18 protein-coding genes are annotated in these 19,338 nt (G+C 37.8%); 3 read left to right on the top strand and 15 right to left on the bottom strand.

Annotation, left to right across the window (positions count from 1 at the left end; all coding sequences use genetic code 11):
- Positions 1-8: 8 nt before the first annotated feature.
- From JFV29_RS29540 to acpS, 8 genes are all read right to left on the bottom strand, one after another.
- Entirely contained in the window at positions 9-410 is a 402-nt protein-coding gene (locus tag JFV29_RS29540; protein WP_053348280.1) for an anti-sigma regulatory factor, read from the bottom strand.
- Between the two features lie 3 nt (positions 411-413).
- A complete protein-coding gene (locus JFV29_RS29535) occupies positions 414-770 on the bottom strand; it encodes an STAS domain-containing protein (RefSeq protein WP_034306376.1) in 357 nt (118 codons plus the stop codon).
- Between the two features lie 2 nt (positions 771-772).
- Positions 773-1,600 (bottom strand): RsbT co-antagonist protein RsbRA, encoded by an 828-nt coding sequence (locus JFV29_RS29530; protein ID WP_053348281.1) that lies wholly within the window; start codon positions 1,598-1,600, stop codon positions 773-775.
- 483 nt (positions 1,601-2,083) lie between these two features.
- Positions 2,084-2,434, bottom strand: coding sequence for a type II toxin-antitoxin system PemK/MazF family toxin (locus JFV29_RS29525; RefSeq protein ID WP_034306610.1), 351 nt, complete (start codon positions 2,432-2,434; stop codon positions 2,084-2,086).
- A gap of 7 nt (positions 2,435-2,441) precedes the next feature.
- Complete coding sequence (locus tag JFV29_RS29520) at positions 2,442-2,723, bottom strand: CopG family ribbon-helix-helix protein (protein ID WP_034306380.1); 282 nt, start codon at positions 2,721-2,723, stop codon at positions 2,442-2,444.
- Positions 2,724-2,883: 160 nt separating this feature from the next.
- Positions 2,884-4,158 carry an alanine racemase gene (gene alr, locus JFV29_RS29515; protein ID WP_242486994.1) on the bottom strand — a complete coding sequence of 425 codons (1,275 nt, stop codon included), beginning with the start codon at positions 4,156-4,158 and terminating at the stop codon, positions 2,884-2,886.
- Between the two features lie 133 nt (positions 4,159-4,291).
- Positions 4,292-5,296 carry a LolA family protein gene (locus JFV29_RS29510; RefSeq protein ID WP_056526359.1) on the bottom strand — a complete coding sequence of 335 codons (1,005 nt, stop codon included), beginning with the start codon at positions 5,294-5,296 and terminating at the stop codon, positions 4,292-4,294.
- A gap of 234 nt (positions 5,297-5,530) precedes the next feature.
- The gene (gene acpS, locus JFV29_RS29505) at positions 5,531-5,887 is read right to left on the bottom strand and encodes a holo-ACP synthase (protein WP_056526356.1); all 357 of its coding nucleotides are present in this window, start codon (positions 5,885-5,887) and stop codon (positions 5,531-5,533) included.
- Between the two features lie 110 nt (positions 5,888-5,997).
- On the opposite strand from acpS, the gene JFV29_RS29500 reads away from it, so the two are divergent.
- Positions 5,998-6,588, top strand: coding sequence for a rhomboid family intramembrane serine protease (locus JFV29_RS29500; protein WP_201188331.1), 591 nt, complete (start codon positions 5,998-6,000; stop codon positions 6,586-6,588).
- 27 nt (positions 6,589-6,615) lie between these two features.
- Here the strand turns inward: JFV29_RS29500 and JFV29_RS29495 are convergent, their stop codons facing one another.
- The 3 genes from JFV29_RS29495 to JFV29_RS29485 all read right to left on the bottom strand — a co-directional run bounded on the left by JFV29_RS29495 (position 6,616) and on the right by JFV29_RS29485 (position 10,276).
- Entirely contained in the window at positions 6,616-8,091 is a 1,476-nt protein-coding gene (locus tag JFV29_RS29495; RefSeq protein ID WP_201188329.1) for a PH domain-containing protein, read from the bottom strand.
- Positions 8,084-8,557 carry a PH domain-containing protein gene (locus tag JFV29_RS29490; RefSeq protein ID WP_056526348.1) on the bottom strand — a complete coding sequence of 158 codons (474 nt, stop codon included), beginning with the start codon at positions 8,555-8,557 and terminating at the stop codon, positions 8,084-8,086. The genes JFV29_RS29495 and JFV29_RS29490 overlap by 8 nt, the downstream gene beginning before the upstream one ends.
- Before the next feature lie 219 nt (positions 8,558-8,776).
- The gene (locus JFV29_RS29485; protein ID WP_201188327.1) at positions 8,777-10,276 is read right to left on the bottom strand and encodes a DEAD/DEAH box helicase; all 1,500 of its coding nucleotides are present in this window, start codon (positions 10,274-10,276) and stop codon (positions 8,777-8,779) included.
- A gap of 1,452 nt (positions 10,277-11,728) precedes the next feature.
- Between JFV29_RS29485 and JFV29_RS29480 the strand changes: the two genes are divergently transcribed.
- Positions 11,729-12,880, top strand: coding sequence for a PP2C family protein-serine/threonine phosphatase (locus JFV29_RS29480; protein ID WP_201188325.1), 1,152 nt, complete (start codon positions 11,729-11,731; stop codon positions 12,878-12,880).
- A gap of 53 nt (positions 12,881-12,933) precedes the next feature.
- Here JFV29_RS29480 and JFV29_RS29475 read toward each other — a convergent pair whose 3' ends face one another.
- From JFV29_RS29475 to JFV29_RS29465, 3 genes are all read right to left on the bottom strand, one after another.
- Complete coding sequence (locus JFV29_RS29475; protein WP_201188323.1) at positions 12,934-14,316, bottom strand: UDP-N-acetylmuramoyl-tripeptide--D-alanyl-D-alanine ligase; 1,383 nt, start codon at positions 14,314-14,316, stop codon at positions 12,934-12,936.
- A 160-nt stretch (positions 14,317-14,476) separates the two neighbouring features.
- The gene (locus JFV29_RS29470; protein WP_056526341.1) at positions 14,477-15,559 is read right to left on the bottom strand and encodes a D-alanine--D-alanine ligase; all 1,083 of its coding nucleotides are present in this window, start codon (positions 15,557-15,559) and stop codon (positions 14,477-14,479) included.
- A 524-nt stretch (positions 15,560-16,083) separates the two neighbouring features.
- Complete coding sequence (locus tag JFV29_RS29465) at positions 16,084-16,866, bottom strand: hypothetical protein (RefSeq protein WP_201188321.1); 783 nt, start codon at positions 16,864-16,866, stop codon at positions 16,084-16,086.
- Positions 16,867-17,110: 244 nt separating this feature from the next.
- Between JFV29_RS29465 and JFV29_RS29460 the strand changes: the two genes are divergently transcribed.
- Positions 17,111-17,854: a class I SAM-dependent methyltransferase gene (locus JFV29_RS29460; RefSeq protein WP_201188319.1), complete on the top strand. Its 744-nt coding sequence runs from the start codon at positions 17,111-17,113 to the stop codon at positions 17,852-17,854.
- Positions 17,855-17,916: 62 nt separating this feature from the next.
- Here the strand turns inward: JFV29_RS29460 and JFV29_RS29455 are convergent, their stop codons facing one another.
- Entirely contained in the window at positions 17,917-19,179 is a 1,263-nt protein-coding gene (locus JFV29_RS29455; RefSeq protein ID WP_201188317.1) for a cation:dicarboxylate symporter family transporter, read from the bottom strand.
- Positions 19,180-19,338 lie beyond the last annotated feature (159 nt).

The raw sequence follows: 19,338 nt of genomic DNA, 5'->3' as shown, positions 1-19,338 counted from the left end.
AGTCCCCCCTAACGGAGCCATTTGGTTGCGACGATCTTAGTCCCTTCACCTGGTATCGATTCAATATCGAAATCATCCATTAAACGTTTGGCTCCAGGAAGGCCTGCTCCCAGTCCCCCTGAAGTGGTATATCCATCTTCCATGACCCTGCGGATATCCTCTATTCCCGGCCCCTGGTCCTCTGCAATGATTTTCAACCCTGACTTTCCATTTATATTTAGCTTTTCTATGCTTACACTGCCTTGTCCAGCATATAGATATATATTTCGGGCCAATTCGCTTATAGCTGTTGTGATTCTAGCCTGGTCTATTGTACCGAATCCCAGCTCTTTAGCGACATTTCTTCCGAGCTGCCTTGCAGCTACAATGTCCCATTCATTTATGATTTTTACGCAGGATTGGAACTCCATTCTTTAATCCCCCAGTTCCTGTTGTAATTTCTCCAGGCCTTTCTCTAAATCTAATGCTGTCAGAACATCATCGAGACTTATTCCCAGTTCAATTAATGTTATTGCAACAGCCGGCTGGATTCCTGTAATTACAACCTTGGCCCCCATAAGCTTTGACATACTAAAAACATCACCTAATACCTTTGCGATAAAGGAATCTATAAAATCAATTGATGTAATATCAATGACAACTCCATTCGCGCTTGTTTCGTGTATCTTATGCAGTAAATCCTCTTGAAATTGAAGGGCTGTCATATCATCCAATTCCCACTGTATAGAGACTAACAAGCAGTCATAAAGCTTTAATATCGGAATCCTCATACCTATCCCTCCACCTTTACAATCTTACGGCTCGTTAATTCTAAAGCAACTTCAATTCCTTTTTTCAATGTATTCTTTGTAATCACTTCATTTAAATTAATTCCAAGGTTCACAATAGTTTGGGCGATTTCAGGGCGAATGCCGCAAAGTATGCATTTCGCGCCTACTAATCGGACTGCTTCTGCTGCCTGAATAATATGATGGGCAACCATTGTATCCACAACCGGAACTCCTGTTATATCAATTAGAACGACTTCAGACCTATGCTTAACCACACCAGTCAACAGATTTTCCATTATCTGCTTCGCACGCTCTGTATCAATTGTTCCAATTAGCGGCATAACCGTAATACCTTCCAATACAGGAATAAGTGGCGCCGAGAGTTCTTGCAAGGCTATTTTTTGCAATGAGACAGTTCTTTCCCAAGTTTGGGTATATATATTGACTATTTCATTATTTATTGGAGTGGACCACTTATCTAAATGGTTAACAAGTTCCACTTGATTACCAGGAGTTACAATGCCTTTTTCAACCATTCCATTAATAACAATTAGCGTGAATTTATGAAGTCCTTCATTCACAAAGGTAAGCGGCCATCCTAATTGGACGACTTTCTCAGCAAAATCAGAAAGCTTCAAGGTAAATTCCCTGTTTTTACTATCAACATGCGTGATAATCATATCTATAAATTCACTACTCGTTTGTGTAAACATCCGATCAGAGACAACTTTAATTAATCTTTCGTCCGTACTTTCCTTCATGATATCCATCCACTCAGTTAGGATGTAATCTTGATTTTGCTTAATAAAATCGTAAACCAATTGATTCATAATATCCTCCCATTCTAACACAATTACTATGTTTTCCCGTCCTCGTCACAAGGATGTTATCGAACTGTAATGTAACTCCACCAAGGGTTGTTACCGTTCTTCCCCAATATTTTTGTTTGTTTTATTTAATATTTACAACATACCTTTTTACCCGAAAAAGGAATTTGAAAACATTATTCAAAAAAAATTTGGAGATACTATTTAAAAAATTGTATAAACATTCTATTATTTCGTTAAAATTTTTATTTTTCCTGCTGAAAGTTCCATCCATCATTAAACAATAAAATGAGAGGGACTACCTTAACTGCATTAATTCTTCTTCTTCAAATCCTATTAGAAATAAAAAGATCACAGGAGAATAATACACTGAATCCACAAATGCAAAAAAACACGATTCCCACTAATGCAGGAATCGTGTCATCTAAAATATAGAAAGAATAATTTGTATTATAATAACGCCCGTAATAACGGGAAAACTTTTCTCTAAAACTCAATGAGCCCTAAGCTAATTTGCAAAGCTTCATTGACTTTTTGCATCATAGGTTCGTCAAGATGCGTAATTTTATCAGTTAAACGCTGCTTATCAATTGTCCGGATCTGTTCTAATAAAATAACGGAATCTCGTTCGAATCCGTACTTTTTCGCATTAATCTCAACATGTGTAGGCAATTTCGCTTTTTGAATTTGAGCTGTAATGGCTGCCACAATCACAGTCGGACTAAAGCGATTACCAATATCGTTTTGTAGAATGAGTACCGGACGTGTTCCACCCTGCTCTGAACCGACTACCGGGGAAAGGTCTGCGAAGTATACGTCACCACGCTTAACAACAATCAATGGCTCAGCCTCCGCTAACTAATCGTTCAACGCAATGCCCAGCCTCGAATTCAGCCTGAAAGGCTTCAGAAGCAATCGTTAAATTAATGGCCGCCATTTCAATATAACCGCGTTTCATCGATTCACGAAACTCTTTCTTTTTACGTTCGCGAAGATACATTTTTGTGGCACGATAAATAAATTCACTGCGATTAACATTTTCTTCACTCGCATACCCATCTAACTCAGTTAAAAAATTTTGAGGTAATCGAATTAATATCTCTCTTGTTGCGCTGGATTCAGACACAAACATACACCTCCACCATCACTACACACCTTTATTATATATCCTTTTCAATATTACCATTAAAATGCCTATCTGCAAAGAGTATATTCTATTCTCAATCCTATTATCAGCATAATGAAGGAAATCTTATTCACAATCTTAGGATTTTTTTACAATCCAATTATTCTAAGATAAAGTTGCGTACATGATCTAAAAGATTGTCTTTTATATATATGCGGGGGACCCTCGCACCTATCATACAAGTTACTTCATAATTAATTGTTTCTAGCTTCGCTGCTATCTCATCAACAGAAACCGCTTCATTTCCATTATCTCCAATAAGCGTTACCTCTGTTCCTACAGGGAAAGACTCGGGTAGTTTAATCATGCATTGATCCATGCAAATCCTTCCGACTATTGGCACTCTTCGCCCCTCTACAATAACTTCCTGTCCTTGAAGCTTTCGTATCCAGCCATCGGCATACCCTATTGGCAATGTGGCAATCCATTCATTTCCCTGAGCAGTATAAGTCGCTCCGTAGCTAACACTTTCACCCTTAACTAGTTGCTTTACTGCGACCATCTTCGTTTTCAACGATATGGCTTGTTTTAACGGGAACGGTAAAATCGGAAGCATTTCCATTGAGGGACTTAGACCATACATGGAAATGCCCATTCTTACTGCATTCCATTCAGGATCAGTAAACCTTAAAGATGCTGCGCTATTAGCGGCATGAATATATTCAGGTCGTCTAATTAAGGTTGAAAGCATTCCTTTAAATACCTCAAGTTGTTTTTCATAATAGTCGGTCTTAAGTTCATCTGCTGTAGCAAAATGAGTGAATATCCCTTGAAAGTTGAAACTCGCTTCTTGATTAAGTAAGCTCTCCACCTTCGTGAGCTGGTCTTTATCACGAATCCCAATTCTCCCCATACCACTATCCACTTTCACATGAACTTGTAGAATTTGACCCGGTTTAAGATTATCCCTTGCTCTTTCCAACCAGGCTACATCAAAAACCGTCAACGAAATACCCTGTTCAGCAGCAAGTCCTGCACTTTCAGGCCTTGAGACCCCAAGTACTAGAATCGGCGCTGAAATCCCCTTTTTCCTTAAAGCCAGAGCCTCATCTACAAATGCAACACTTAAAAAGTCAGCCCCTGCTTCAAGCGCAGTTTGAGCCACTTCAAAATCTCCGTGTCCATACGCATTTGCTTTTGCAACAGCGAAAAGACTAATGCCGGATGGCAGCCTTTTTTTCATAGAAGTGATATTTTCATAAATGTTATCTAAATTTACTTCTGCCCATGTATCTCGGTGAAATATTTTCGTTTCCAAACCAAGTTCCTTCTTTCTTACACTCGCAATAAGATTTCTTCTCAGTATCGAAGTTTGCCTTTTATTATAGACCATTCTATAACCAACGGATAGAAAGTTAAAGTGCTTTTTTACCATGACGCTAATTTTCCATAAATAATAAACCGCTCCAACCGAAAATAATTTAACAGTATAACAAGCCGCTTTCCCGCCTATCCTTCACGGGAGAACCCTTAAAAGGCGACGGGAAACATCAGCTCATTATGCACTGCTATTTAACAGGGTCTCCCCCAACTGAACGGGCTACTTCTATCATCTCTTCCTGGGTTAAGTCCTTTGATGCAAGCATGTAATCTACACCTTCAAAAGTCCATGCAATCGTATTTCCCGTCATAGCTCCAACTGTATATCCTAAATCAACCGGTTCTCCATTCACATTAGTTGAAACTGACGTCTGTACTACCTCAGCTTTTTCCTGAACCAATGTAAAACTTTTTGTGCCCTCATATGTCAAAATGATACGTTCTCCCTTTTCGGTTGCAATTTCTTTTTCTTCTGTTAAATTCATCCCATTAATAGCTTCAGGATATTTAACCGCAAACCCTTCATCTTGGACTTCTGCCATGACAGGGGCTTCAAGTTGTGCACTTGTCATGTTCTTTTTCATATCAAATGCATCTTTATCAAAATTCGTATTGAATTTCACTTTTGAAAATTCCACAAGGACTAACGCCGTCTTATCAGGGTCCATGACTTTAACACTCACTGGAGATAGGTCTTTTTTATTTATAGTAATCTCTTGAAAAGGTAGCATTTTATTGTTTTGATAGCGTGTTTTTGTCTCAAAAACATAGTGTTTATCTGTTTCTTTATAAGTCGCACTCTTATCTTCCGTAATGTCTTTCACTAACGACTCAAACAAATAGGCCTGGCTGCTGTTCTCCGGCCACTCGCTTTGAAATTTAAAGCTTTTATTCAAAGCAGGTGTCAATACATACACACCATCATCATTTTTCAAGATCATCTGACTTTGATCCTTCTCTTCATTTTTTAGGTTTACGCGATAAAAAGAAGGATCTTTATGCCAGATTTCCACATTATACACTTGAGGCTCCGTCCCCATCTTCAGTGTCATTTTCGCATTGGCTTTATATCCCTTCATTTCTCCAAGCTTGTCATTCAGTTCACTCACTACATCACCTTGTGATTTTTGGCCGCAAGCAGAAAGAGCAAGCAAGAGCATGATCCCTGCAAAAAGCATTAACATCTTCTTCATCTTTTCAACCCCTTTTTGTCATTTGAACGTAAAAGGGAGAGGAAAAGGCAGGATCCGGACATTGGCTCGACTGATGTCTTACATTCCTCAGCATTTTAGCATGGACCCTTTTAATCCCGCTAAAATCTTTTCGAGAGCACCTACTCTGCCATGTACCTTTTACCGGGCCTTGTCTCCCTATAGCACTAAATGTATATGAGACAACCTTAAGGATTATGACCCGATAAGACAAACTCAGTTCATCCTTTCAATTACAACTTGAGCTACTGCATAGTCACGGCTATGGCTGATTGAGAGGTGAACCCCCTCCGAAAAAGGCTTTGAAATCAACGGTTTACCTTTTTCATCCGTGATGACTTCTATATCTAGAAAAGACAAGTGTTTACCAATTCCAGTACCGTAAGCTTTTGAAAAAGCCTCCTTTGCAGCAAAACGACCAGCAAAATACTCAATCCTTCTTCTTCCATTTAGTTTTTCGAATATCAAAATTTCTCTGTCAGTTAATATGCGGTTCTTAAAACGGGGTTGCCGCTTGATCAATGTTTCCATTCTGTCCAACTCGGTAATGTCCACGCCTATTCCTTTAATCACTTTGACACCTCTTCTATTAATTAATATCTTGCATAGGTATTAGGAGGACCCTTTTACCAAAAAATGATAATATTATATGTAATTGAAATCTTTATGATAAGGAGGAATTTATGTTTACAAGAACTGAAAGTTTTCGTGAATACGCTACTTCCCACCGAGCCGTGACTGTGCTCATTCTTATTATGATGATTGTTTTTGTTCTCGTCCTTTTCCCCATATTTCCCGGCAATGTACTTTTTTATTATGGTACAGGTGTGAACTTATACATTGCTGATGGACAATGGTGGCGCTTGATTACACCAATTTTTCTACATAGCACCTTTTCACATTTACTTTTTAATGGATTCTCACTTGCCATCTTTGGTCCATCACTTGAGAATTTTCTCGGCTCCTTTAAATTCACGATCTTTTTTTTATCGACCGGTATCCTTGCGAACATTGCAACCTTCTTAGTTAAGCCACTAACTTATAGCCACGTTGGCTCAAGCGGTGCAATTTTTGGCTTACTCGGTTTCTTCCTCTACCTTGTGTTGTTTAATAAAAGTAATTTTTCGAACAACGAGAAAAATACGGTTTATACCCTAACTGGCATTGCAATTATTATGACATTTATTCAACCGCAAATAAATGTTGTCGGACACTTATCAGGTCTAGTAACTGGCGTTTTAACAGCTCCTTTATATTGGAGAAAAAAATGGTAGGACAAACAGCCGACTCTTCCTATTTTATCATTGGGAGTCGACTGCTTTTTTTGGTAAAAACCAAGATTTAATTATTTGACAATCTTTTTCTTCTACATCCACTACCATACCGACTTGAGAGCCGACTCCTGATTTAATCGAAGCTGAAATAGTTGCTAGTTCTTTACGTTTTTGAAACCAACTCTTTTTATATGTGATTGATTGAATCCTGTTTCTCTGCATAATCAAAGTCTCTTTAGAAAGAAAACGACTGCATAAAAGCAATAAATCCCCCTCAATACTCCACCCAGCATCTCTATATTGGAGATAAGCCCAAACCAATACAAACGGAATAAGCAACAGTGAGAGAAACCCCCATGGTCTGAAAAACCATACCATGGCACCGATAATTGGGATGATGTAGATACCTTTTCGAAATACGTATCGGGAATAAGCACGCTTAGGTAGAGGTGTCATTTCCATAGCTGTTTGATAAACCGGTAAAATTTCTTGGATTTTGCCATGTAAATGTTTCCTTTTGATCAAAGGGAACAGCATGATGGATAAACTTTCTTTATCTTCCACACTGCCACCTGCATACTCCAGGTAAACTGTCGCCAACCCCAATGGCTTTCGAACCAGATTTTCCATGATTCGAATACCTTGTACTTTATGAATGGGGATAGTCAGCCTCCTTTTCTCAAGCAGCCCCCTAGAAATAACAATTTCCTCATCCGTTTTTACCACGGTAAAAGAAGCATACCTAATAACCATACTTAAGGTAGCAAGCACATAAACGACCAATATACCCAATATAGCTAGCACAGTAAGAATAATAGTGCCCATTCCAATAAACTCTTCATAATCCTTAAATATTCGCTCAAAAGGGATTATCTCATCAAACTGTGAAATAAAAGCGATTCCGCCAGATAAGAATACACCAATTGCACCCGAAGTAGCTGCCATAATGAATAGTTGTGGCAATGTCTGCTTAAAAACGGAAGTGGCTTTTTCTACTTCTCCATTCCCTTTTATTCCCTCTTCTGAAAAATCCCCTTCAAGAGAGTTATTTGTTTTTTTGTTTTTTTCCTCTATTATTAAAGCGTTAAGTTGTGCGGCTTCACTTTTCCTTATGGCTGATAAAACAGCATCCGCCTGAGTACCGCCTGCAGTTTCAATGTTCACCTTCACCAGACGGAATATCCGCTGGATAATGCCCTCTGAAATATCTATACTATGTATCCGATCGAACTTAATATACCGTTTCTTCCTTACGATTACTCCGGACTCAATTCTAAATTCGCCGTCCTCTATGCGATATGTAAAACGTAACCATTGTATAAATGCGTTAACAATTAGTAAAAGTACTATAATGCCAATGACCAGAGGTTGAATCCAACCTGGTATTCCATCATTCTTCCCTGGAAGAACGACCACTAGTAGAAAAGGAAAAACTAACTCTTTTATCGATTTAATAATGTTGAGCAATACAGCTATGGGGTGAAGCCGTTTAGGTTCAGACATCTTCTTCCTCCACACTGGCCATTTTAGAAATATAGTGCCGTAATTCATCTGCCTCTGTAAGATCCAGAGCAGGTATGACATGCATTGTTGCTGCCGTAGAAATTTCAACAGACGCTAATTCATATTTTCTTAATAAAGGTCCTTGCTTCGTTTCAACATGCTGAACCCTAATCATCGGTATGAGCGTTCTTTTAATGACAAAAATACCACTTTGGATGTCAATCTCTGTATTTCTCACTTCGTAACGCCATCTCTTCCATTTTACCGAAGGAATCAGAAAAATGGTCAGGTAGGATTGGATTATTGAAATAATAATCATTGCCCCAAAAACCCAATAAGTCCAATCAAAAATGATGGTTAACACTAAAATAGCGATGCTCAAAATCCACGTTATTGAACAGCCTATAAGTCCACTGATTTTCCAAACAGTCAACGCCTTATTCGAAATACGATTTTGAGGCTCCATAAGGTTCTCCTCTTCTGCACAGGCTATATTTGAATGAATCTACGTCATCCACCCTTCGCTTTCATCCATTATACTATATTTGGATGATGGGATTTAAACACTTTCCAAACAATGTTAATAACCAGCCTATTCAATACTGAATTCAACTTAGGAATCCTAAGGAATTAGGGGGATTAGACAAAAAAAATGCCGCTCTAACGAGCGGCATTTTAAATTCAATTAAATTTTATTCGATTTTTCTCTTTTTTGGCTCGTGCTACGATTACCGTAACCATTTGATTTGCGGTTTGTGCTAGGACGTTTACTTGACCCGCTACCGTAATCTTTTCTGCCAGAAGAACTACGTCCATTACGTTGTCTGTTATTAGAAGAACTGCTTCCACCGCGGTTACGACGCATTGGGGATGGAGACTCTTCCGTTAACTTGATTGGCGTTTGATCCGGTTCTTTTGTCATTGATTTAAGCATAGCTGCAACTAAATCTGCTGCGCCGTGTTTTCGTAATAACTCTTCAGCTTGACCAAGGTATAATGATAAATCATCATTCTCAATTGCTGAAAGAATTTTTTCTGTTACTGCTTTTTGTTGGCCTTCCAACGCTTCAGTTAATGTAGGAGTTTTAAGTTTCTCCATACGTTTTTTCGTTGTATGTTCAACCGCATGCAGTTGGCCTCTTTCTCTTGGTGTTACAAACGTAATCGCAATACCATGTTTGCCCGCACGTCCTGTACGTCCAATACGGTGAACGTAGCTTTCTGGATCTTGAGGGATATCAAAGTTGTATACATGAGTTACGCCGGAAATATCAAGTCCACGTGCAGCCACATCTGTCGCTACAAGTACATCAATACTACCTTCTTTAAATTTTTTCAATACTGACAGACGTTTCGCTTGGCTAAGGTCACCATGAATACCTTCAGCCATATAGCCACGGATATTCAATGCAGAAGCCAATTCATCTACACGGCGTTTTGTACGTCCGAAGACAATAGCAAGATCCGGTGTTTGAATATCAAAAAGACGCGCTAGTGTATCGAATTTTTCACTTTCTTTTAGCTCCAAGTAATACTGTTCGATAAGATCTACAGTCATTTCTTTAGCTTTTACACGCACAAGAACTGGTTCTTGCATGAATCTTTCAGCAATTTTACGGATTGGGTCAGGCATAGTAGCTGAGAAGAGCAACGTTTGTCTTTCGTCCGGAACCGTTGAAAGGATTGATTCGATATCCTCAATGAATCCCATGTTAAGCATTTCATCTGCTTCATCAAGAACTACAGTGTGAACTCCGCCTAATTTAATATTTTTACGTTTGATATGGTCCAAAAGACGACCTGGTGTACCAACGATAATATGTGGTTTTTTCTTTAAAGCACGGATTTGACGGTCGATATCTTGTCCACCGTAAACCGCTAATACACGAGCGCGTTTTCCATAACCAAGTTTGAAAAGTTCTTCAGAAACTTGAATCGCAAGCTCACGTGTAGGTGCAATAACAATTCCTTGCACATTTTCATTGGCAATATCGATATTTTCCATCAATGGAATACCGAACGCTGCTGTTTTACCTGTTCCTGTTTGCGCTTGACCAATAATGTCTTTACCTTCAAGTGCTAGTGGAATCGTTTGGGCTTGAATCGGGCTTGCTTCTTCAAATCCCATTTTTTCTATTGATTTCATAGACGTTCTATCTAATCCTAATTCGCTAAACAATGTCAATGTTTTCGTACTCCTTTTTATATCGTAAATTTACACGTGCATTCATAGATCATGCACAGATGTTTAGTTCAAATCCTCATCATCATGACGGATGTTCTACTTTATCTCTTATGAAAAAGTTTATCATTATCACCTAAAAGTATGTCTGCCTTTTAGTTCAAATGAACTCAATATGATTTTTTAAAAAGGAAATATACCAGCACGAACATTTCACTGGCATTCTTAGCATCGCGCACGTGTAGACTTATTTTTAACATACGCCCATCTTTTTAAAAGTACATGTAACCAAAATTAAATTCAATATGGAAAATTAAAAGTAGCATAAACGGCTGTTTCACCGTTTTATTCAGGTGAGGGCTGCTGCACCTATTATTCCACAGACTTAAAAGACTGTATGAATAAAACTTGACGAGCGCCAAGATTCTTATACAAAACAGGCCCGGTGCGTTGAGGATTTGCAGAAGTGGAAAAGCGCTAAACGCGGCTTGATTCCCTATTAGCTACTAAAGCCGCCAAGAAATGCAGCTTTTATATATGACCAGACGCGCGGCCTATTTAATCTAAAATAATCTCAAAAATGAACCTCATGAAACATGTAAGAACAAACAATTTTGTTGCCTCAACCTGATTTAATTTAATTAATCATCAATGATAAGACATTTAAACTCATACTTTATATTACCATTTTCAAACTGTTATTGCAATAAAGGATATCACTGCATCCATGGTTACTCAAAAGTTTCGAGTATTCAAGAAAAGCTAAAATGAAAATCCCCATAGAAAAATGTGCGGCCGAGATACGTTTATTAACTAATATATTGTATTCATACAACATTGAAACTGTTTAATGTTTGGTTTCAAAAAAATCCTGTCACACTTGTCCATTAGATTTGTCTAAAACTCTCCTCAAATTAGGGGAACTTAGACGTATCTACATTTAGGCTAGAAAACTGCTTCCTTTACAATTGACCAAACTTACACTAGATAAATCAAATCAATGGTATTTTATATTTTTTTGGAACTTGGAATCTTGCCTATAACACCTCACAGTATGTTGAATTCTCAAAATAAACGTTATATCTCCATATAATGTTTTGGGTCAATATAGTTCCATCATTCTTTTTCAATGCTGCTTAACATAAGTAAAAGGGCAAAATATAAAGGCGCACGAGTCAAAATACATTCAGAGAACCGCTGAATTCTTTCTCTTTTTTCAGTAAATTCTTCCTTAAATATAAAATACCCATTTAATTAGAAACCCACTCACCCTTATTCCATTCTTCCTTTTCTCGCAACAAGACTTTATACCCGTAATTCTTTATAGTTTAACGTGTTTATAAATAAGTAGAAGTCGGATAATTCAAAAAAATAATTAATTTTCACTTAAAATAGATATTAAACTTGTCGAAATGCAGTATGATTGACCTATTAAAAAGATACTAGGGGGGTTACATGAACATATACACATTAGATATTCCTTTGTGCAAGGACTTTAGTCTTATGTTAGAGACATTTAGTAAAAAAGTCATTTTTTTAGAAGACCCACTCAATCAAAGGCATCTATTCCATGCCCCAACGGACTTATTGCAATCATTATTTATATTACCTTTACACATTTCAAAAGATTGTTGGCAGCAAACTTCCATGTTTGCCTTAGCAGAATCCCTTGAGATTCCTATTTTATTTATTTACAAACGATCCAGAAGAATGGAAAATCCTCAGGTGTTACCGAAAAAGACCTTTTATGAAATCATAGCAGTTCCAGCCAATTCTGTGGAAATTAAGATAAAATTCAAATCCCTCCAAAACATCAGCATGCAGTTGTACTCAGCAAAAATGAATGAACAGGAACTTGAAAAAATTAACAAGAAATCAAAAAAGAGTCTGCACATTGCAAGGAACTTTCAACAATTAGGTTTACCACTGTCGATCCAGAAGAAAGATATAGAGATCCATGGGCTTTTCCAACCTTCAAGTGAGCTGTCCGGAGATTTATTTTACTGGATGGAGGTTGACGACGGAAAGTACGGATTCATAATCATCGATGTTTGCGGAAAAGGCATTCACACCGCACTTATAAGCATGTCCATCCGCACTTTAATGCCAGACCTTATTAAACGTGTAAAAGACCCTATTTTCATTACAAAGGAACTGAATAAACATATGGGGCAACTATTTCAAGATATGCAGAAGGTAAGTGTGAATAACTCTTACTTTACAGCCTTCATTGGTTACGTGAATACAAGGACACGGCTCATCGAATATGTGAACTGTGGACACCCTCCAGCCTTTATGTATTCCCCATGCACCAATGAAATCCACAATTTAAGTGAAGGGTCGATACCTATAGGCCTTATTCCTGATATGCCTATTAAAAAAGTGGTATTTCAATATGATGCCGGGAGCCGTTTCATCACCTATACAGATGGACTTTCTGAGTCATTCAATCGCCCTGCCGTTAACCGGTTTGAAAATATTGAGAGGGAGTTTATTGATAACGTCCATCTTGATACGCATGACCTTCTGCAGAAGTTACTGGTTTCAAGGATGAAGCATTCAGAAATAAATGATGACATCTGTATTATTGCTGGTACGCTTTTTTGAATGTGATAGAAAAAAGCCGATTTCAAAAAAATCGGCTTTTTTTACTCTAGATTTTACTTTTGTAAAGCTTGAACAACTTCCTCTAACTTCATACCTCTCGATGCTTTAACAAGAATTATATCATTGGCCTGGGTAGACTTCTTAAGCTCTTCAATTAGCTGCTGCTTATCTTGAAAAGACCGAACCTTCTCAGCTGAAAAGGTTTTGCTCGCTCCTTTGGCAATGAAGTTGGCTAGCGGACCATACGTAAAGATTCTATCAATACGATCACCAGAAATTAGTTCACCGATTTTCAAGTGAAAGTCTTTTTCCTGTCTCCCTAGCTCCAACATATCTCCCAGTACTAGGATTTTATTTTCAAAACCAGATAAGCCTTCAATCAACTCGACCGCAGCTTTAACAGAAGTTGGACTGGCATTATACGCATCATTGATGATTTTCTGTCCCTTCGCACCCTCAACCATTTCCATTCTCATATTAGTTAACCGGATAGTTGACAGACCTTTTTGAATCGATGAAACATCTACTTGCAATTCCTTCGCAGCCAGTATAGCTGCCAATGCATTAAGAACATTATGATGCCCTAGAACTGGAATCTCATAGTTAATTTCCTGTTTATCATTTGTGATTGTAAACGAGGTGTTGTCTGTCCCTTGCGTAATCGTCTTTGGAAATAAATCATTTTGTTCAGTACGTCCAAAAGATACTACCCTTAATTCAGGAAATTCGGTTTTAATCCGGTTACAGAGCAAAGGTTCATCACCATGGTAAATCAGTGTTCCGTCTTCTGCCAATCCTTCAACAATTTCTAGCTTTGCATTGGCAATCTCTTCACGTGAACCTAAATCCAATAAGTGTGATTCACCGATGTTGGTAATAACGGCTACATCAGGTCTTGCCATTTTGGATAAAAACTCGATTTCACCACGGCTACTCATCCCCATTTCCAAAACAGCCACTTCCGTATCCTCATCCATAGAAAGCACCGTCAGCGGCAGACCAAGATGATTATTGAAGTTACCATTGGTTTTATGAACTTTATAGGTGGTAGCTAGCAGGGCAGCCGTCATATCTTTTGTAGTTGTTTTACCATTGCTTCCCGTTATCCCAATGACTTTAATATTCAATTGCTGACGATAAGAGCGCGCTAATTGCTGGAGTGCTATTTCGGTATCTTCGACAATGATAATCGGTAAATCTTGGGGAGGATTCGGAATATCTCGTTGCCAAAAAGAAGCCGCCGCTCCTTGCGCTAATGCCTGCTTGACATATTGATGGCCATCAACCTGCTCACCCTTTAACGGAATGAACAAACATCCTTCCTTAACTGTTCTTGAATCAATAGTTACTCCATGAATTCCTTTGGACTGAAATGGAATAATATCATTCAATCCACCTACCATTTCATATACTTGTTTTAACGTTCTCTTTATCATTTCGTTCCTCCTACATTCATCGAACCGTTAACCGCTCTCTCTTTTTCCATTAAACAAACTTAGCAGAAACCGGTATGATACCCCGACTCCTGCTGAATTGAATCCATTACATAAATCACCTTTGATGGATTATTATAATTACTAATAAATTCTCTGACGTTTAAACTGTATATTTGATTTTCTGTTTTTCTTCATGACGTTCCAAGGCAAGCTTCACAAGTGTTTCAATTAACGCTGGATAGTCAATGCCTGTGTGCTTCCACAATAACGGGAACATACTGAATGGAGTAAATCCTGGCATTGTATTAACTTCATTAATATAGATTTTTCCTTCTTTCGTTAAAAAGAAATCAGCTCGAACCAGTCCAGAACAGTCTAATGACTTGAAGGCCGTTATAGCCATTTCAGATAAAGCTGCATATTCACTTTCCTTTATCTCCGCTGGAATGACCATCGCTGAATTACCGTCAACATATTTTGCTGAATAATCATAGAAGGCAAAGTCTTTCTTAGGAATAATTTCTCCTGCTACTGAACAAGAGGGGTCATCATTACCAAGAATACCAAACTCAACTTCACGAGCAATGACTCCTTCTTCGATGATTATCTTCCGGTCAAATTGAAATGCTTCTGCAACTGCTTTTTCTAATTCGTCTGCATCATTACATTTGCTGATACCGACACTTGAACCTAAATTAGCCGGTTTAACGAAGCATGGGTACCCTAACTCTTCTGCCACCTTATTAATGGAGCTTTCAGTATTTTTCTCCCACTCAGAGCGGATAAACCAAGTGTATTTCACTTGCGGAAGACCAGCCTGAGCAAAAATATTTTTCATGATTACCTTATCCATTCCAGCAGATGAAGCTAGAACTCCATTCCCTACATAAGGAAGATTCAATAGCTCAAGCATCCCTTGTACGGTTCCATCTTCCCCATTCGGTCCGTGAAGTAGTGGGAAAATGACATCATATCCCGTAGATCCACTATTTTCATCCGTTGAATGAGCTTGTAGAGCAAGAGGAGAGATCGATCTTTCAGTTGTAAAAGTTAGAGCCTCCACACTCTCAGCAGGTCCTGTTAACTTCGGTCCATTTATCCAAGAACCATCTTTTGTTATGTAAATCGGATATATATCAAACTTTGCTAAATCGAGAGCTTTAATGACCGCTAAAGCCGTCTGCATTGAAACATCATGCTCCGCAGATTTCCCACCATAAAGCAAACCAAGTTTAGTTTTCATGAGTTATTACCCTCCAATATTCTATTAACCTTGTTCATTGTATCATTTTACACTAAAACGGATAAAGTGAAACTTCTATCGTTGGTGGTTTTCCAATGATGGTTAGTTAAACCAATCGGGCATTTACAGGCTGTTGACCCGAAATTTCCCCTTTTTTATTACCTTTACAGCCTGTTGATGCGGGGAAAAGTGAAACTTCTATCATTGGTGGTTTTCCAATGATTACCTTAGTATAATCACAGGCTAAATTCGCCACGTCCTGTGGCAACTCCTGTGTTAGCACATCTTGTGCGTTGGAACCAATCGGGCATTTACAGGCTGTTGACCCAAATTTTTTCCTTTTTTATTACCTTTACAGCCTGTTGATGCGTGGAAAAGTGAAACTTCTATCATTGGTGGTTTTCCAATGATAAAATAGACCATTAATTACTTTATGCATGGGATAGTAAGTTTTACACCTAAAAACCTCATATATATCAAGGGTAAAAATTCCTTCTATGTAACCCCAGGCAACTTTCGAGGTATTATGAGAATGAGTTGCTTTTTATAACACTCTCCCATACTTTTTCCTTTCGATGAAAGGTGATAAAGACATCCGGTTCTTTTATTTTTCTATCAGAAAAGTCGTCATACATCTCATCCATGTTTAAATAATCCCCCACAACCCATGCCGGAACCTCAATCTTAGTCCTTGAGTACTTAACATGCCTGAATGAAAAAACGAGACCCTCTGCCAGAATAGGGGCCAAGGCAGTAATGATATCTACAGGAATAGCCGTTAATTCTTTTTTCTTTCTGATCCTCAACCAATTTCTTTCCACTTTTAATGGCTCCAGCTTCAATGGAATTAGACTCCCTAACATATTATAATATGTCGAAAGAGAACGAAAATAAATTTTATTAAACCAGCCGTCATCCTGAGCAAGATACACGAACTGATTATTCAGTTTACGAAAAAAAGGAGGCTCCAAATGATTTTTCGTATGCCCTAAATATAAAAGTTCCGATATTTCCCTCCCCTCTAATTCATCTAATCCGTCTGCCTCTTCAAAATCGATCCAACAGAAATCCCCATACCCTTGAACATTCTCTTTAAGGAGTTTAGAAATATCTTCAGATGATACGCTTTCAAGCAGAACATTCAAATTATATTCCCCACCATCGAATTGATGTTTCAATAATAAGATGGAATTCAAGGTATATGGCAGTGAGAAGGCAAACTCTTGAAAAGTAAGACCGTTAAAAAGGACAAACCGTTCGGAAGCCTGCATATGCATATATAAAATATCATTACTTTCATTTTTCATAACCTTATCCCCTCCGACCCTTTCAATCATTAGTGTTATTTTATCAAACTTTTTGGATTTCACGAAGGTTATATAATTAAGAATGTAAATCCACACCTGCATTTTATGACATTATAGTGAAAGATATATGCCTTTATTTCTTACCATGTAAAAAGTTCAGCCATTAATTTAAATAAGATAGATCCAAGCTCGACAAAAATAAATATCCATATTATAGTAAAAATAAAGGTTTGGAGGAATGACGATGGATAAAATTGAAAAAGGTTTTATCATTAATTCTTTTCATGAAGCCGCTCCCCTTTATGCCGATGCAACGAAAAAGATAGGCCTGTGGCAATCTGAAAAGTATGCATTCGAGAAATATTTTTCCCAAGATGACAAAATCCTTGATATCGGTTGTGGTACAGGAAGAACCACCTTTTCCTTATATAAACAAGGTTTCCACAAAATAACCGGGTTCGACTTAACTCCTGCCATGCTACAAGAAGCCCGGAAAATATCACGCGAAGAAAACCTAGATATACCTTTTATCCTTGGCGACGCCACAGACCTTCCTTTCAATAACTCATCATTCGATAAAGCAATCTTCACCTTTAATGGTTTAATGCAAATCCCTCAACGAAAAAACCGCATTCTAGCTTTAAAAGAAATTAACCGTGTTTTAGTATCTGATGGAATTTTCATTTTTACCACCCATGACCGTGACAAAAATGAAAATTACCTGAATTTTTGGGAGCAGGAAGAAATGATTTGGTGTGAAGGTAAACAGGATGACCGGCTATATGAGTTTGGTGATATATTCACTTCTGGAAAGACCCTACAAAAAGATACCTTTCTTCATATACCTAATCAACGGGAGGTCTTTGACAGTCTCAATGAAGCAGGTTTTACTTTCCTAGAAAGTTTTTACCGAAGTGAATTATTCCATGAAAGCGATGATGTCATCACTTTCTCATCAGATTGCCGCTTCTGGATTGTTCAAAAGTAAGAATTAGTTTTTCAAAATTCACAAAAAAAACCAGAGTGACATATCACTCTGGTTTTTTTATATTAAGAAACTTGTTCTAGTTTTTCATTATTGGCAGGAGGGTTGAATTGACCTTCCCATTTTGAGATAACGATTGCTGCAAGTGAATTACCAATAACGTTTACTACTGTACGGCCCATATCAAGAATACGGTCTATACCAGCAATAAATGCTAAACCTTCAATTGGAATACCAACTGTTCCTAATGTCGCTAAAAGAACTACGAAAGATACACCAGGTACACCTGCAATCCCCTTAGATGTGATCATTAACACTAACATTAGTGTAATTTGTTCATAAGCGCTTAAATCAATCCCATACATTTGAGCGATGAAGATAGCTGCTAACGCTTGATATAATGTAGAACCATCAAGGTTAAAAGAGTATCCTGTCGGAATAACAAACGTAGCAATATGTTTCGGACATCCCGCTTTCTCCATTTTTTCCATGATTCTCGGAAGAACTGCCTCAGAACTTGCTGTCGAGAACGCAAGAATTAATTCCTCTTTTAGAAGCTTAATCAACGTAAAGATATTGAACCCTACAAATTTTGCAATAAGACCCAGAACGACAATTACAAAGAAAATCATTGTTCCGTATACAGAAAGCGCTAACTTACCTAATGGAATTAAAGATTCCAAACCGAACTTGGAGATGGTCACACCGATTAGTGCAAATACCCCGATAGGAGCAAATTTCATGACCATATTAGTTAAGTAGAACATTCCTTCTGCTGCACCTTGGAAGAAACGGAATACAGGTTTACCTTTTTCACCGATAGCCGCAATACTAAGTCCAAACAAAACAGAGAAGAAAATGATTGCTAGCATATCGCCTTCTACCATAGCTTTAATTGGATTGGATGGCACAATGTGAACAATTGTATCCACAAAAGATTCATGCTGCTTAGTTTCTGCTGTATCAACATAGGTAGAAATATCAGTTTGTTCTAGATTGTTCATATTTACACCAGCACCAGGCTGGATAATATTCGCGGAAACTAGACCAACAGCAATCGCTATCATTGTTACCACCACAAAGTATGAAAGTGATTTAGCTCCTAGTTTACCTACTGCTTTTAAATCACCTACACCCGCAACTGCAACGATAAGACTTGACACAATGATTGGTACTACAATCATTTTAATCATTCGTAGGAAAATGTCTCCGAATGGTTGTAAAAAGTTTTGGGCTGTCGCATTACCATAAAAAATGGCACCAACAATAATCCCTAGAATTAAACCAATAAAAATTTGGCTAGCTAAACTTAATTTAAATTTCTTCATTTACTTTCCTCACCTTCCATAAAGTCTTTAAAGCAAAAACATTTTGTCTCGGTAAGGGAAACAAGATACTAATAGAAAGAAAGTAATTTTTCTTTTATTGAAAAACTCTATCTTTACGCCGAAAAAAAGACACTTCATGTGTCGATTTCCTATAGGCGT

This window comes from Peribacillus sp. TH16, from assembly GCF_016651095.1.
Lineage (GTDB): Bacteria > Bacillota > Bacilli > Bacillales > DSM-1321 > Peribacillus > Peribacillus butanolivorans.
This window is presented reverse-complemented; position numbering and strand designations above follow the sequence as displayed.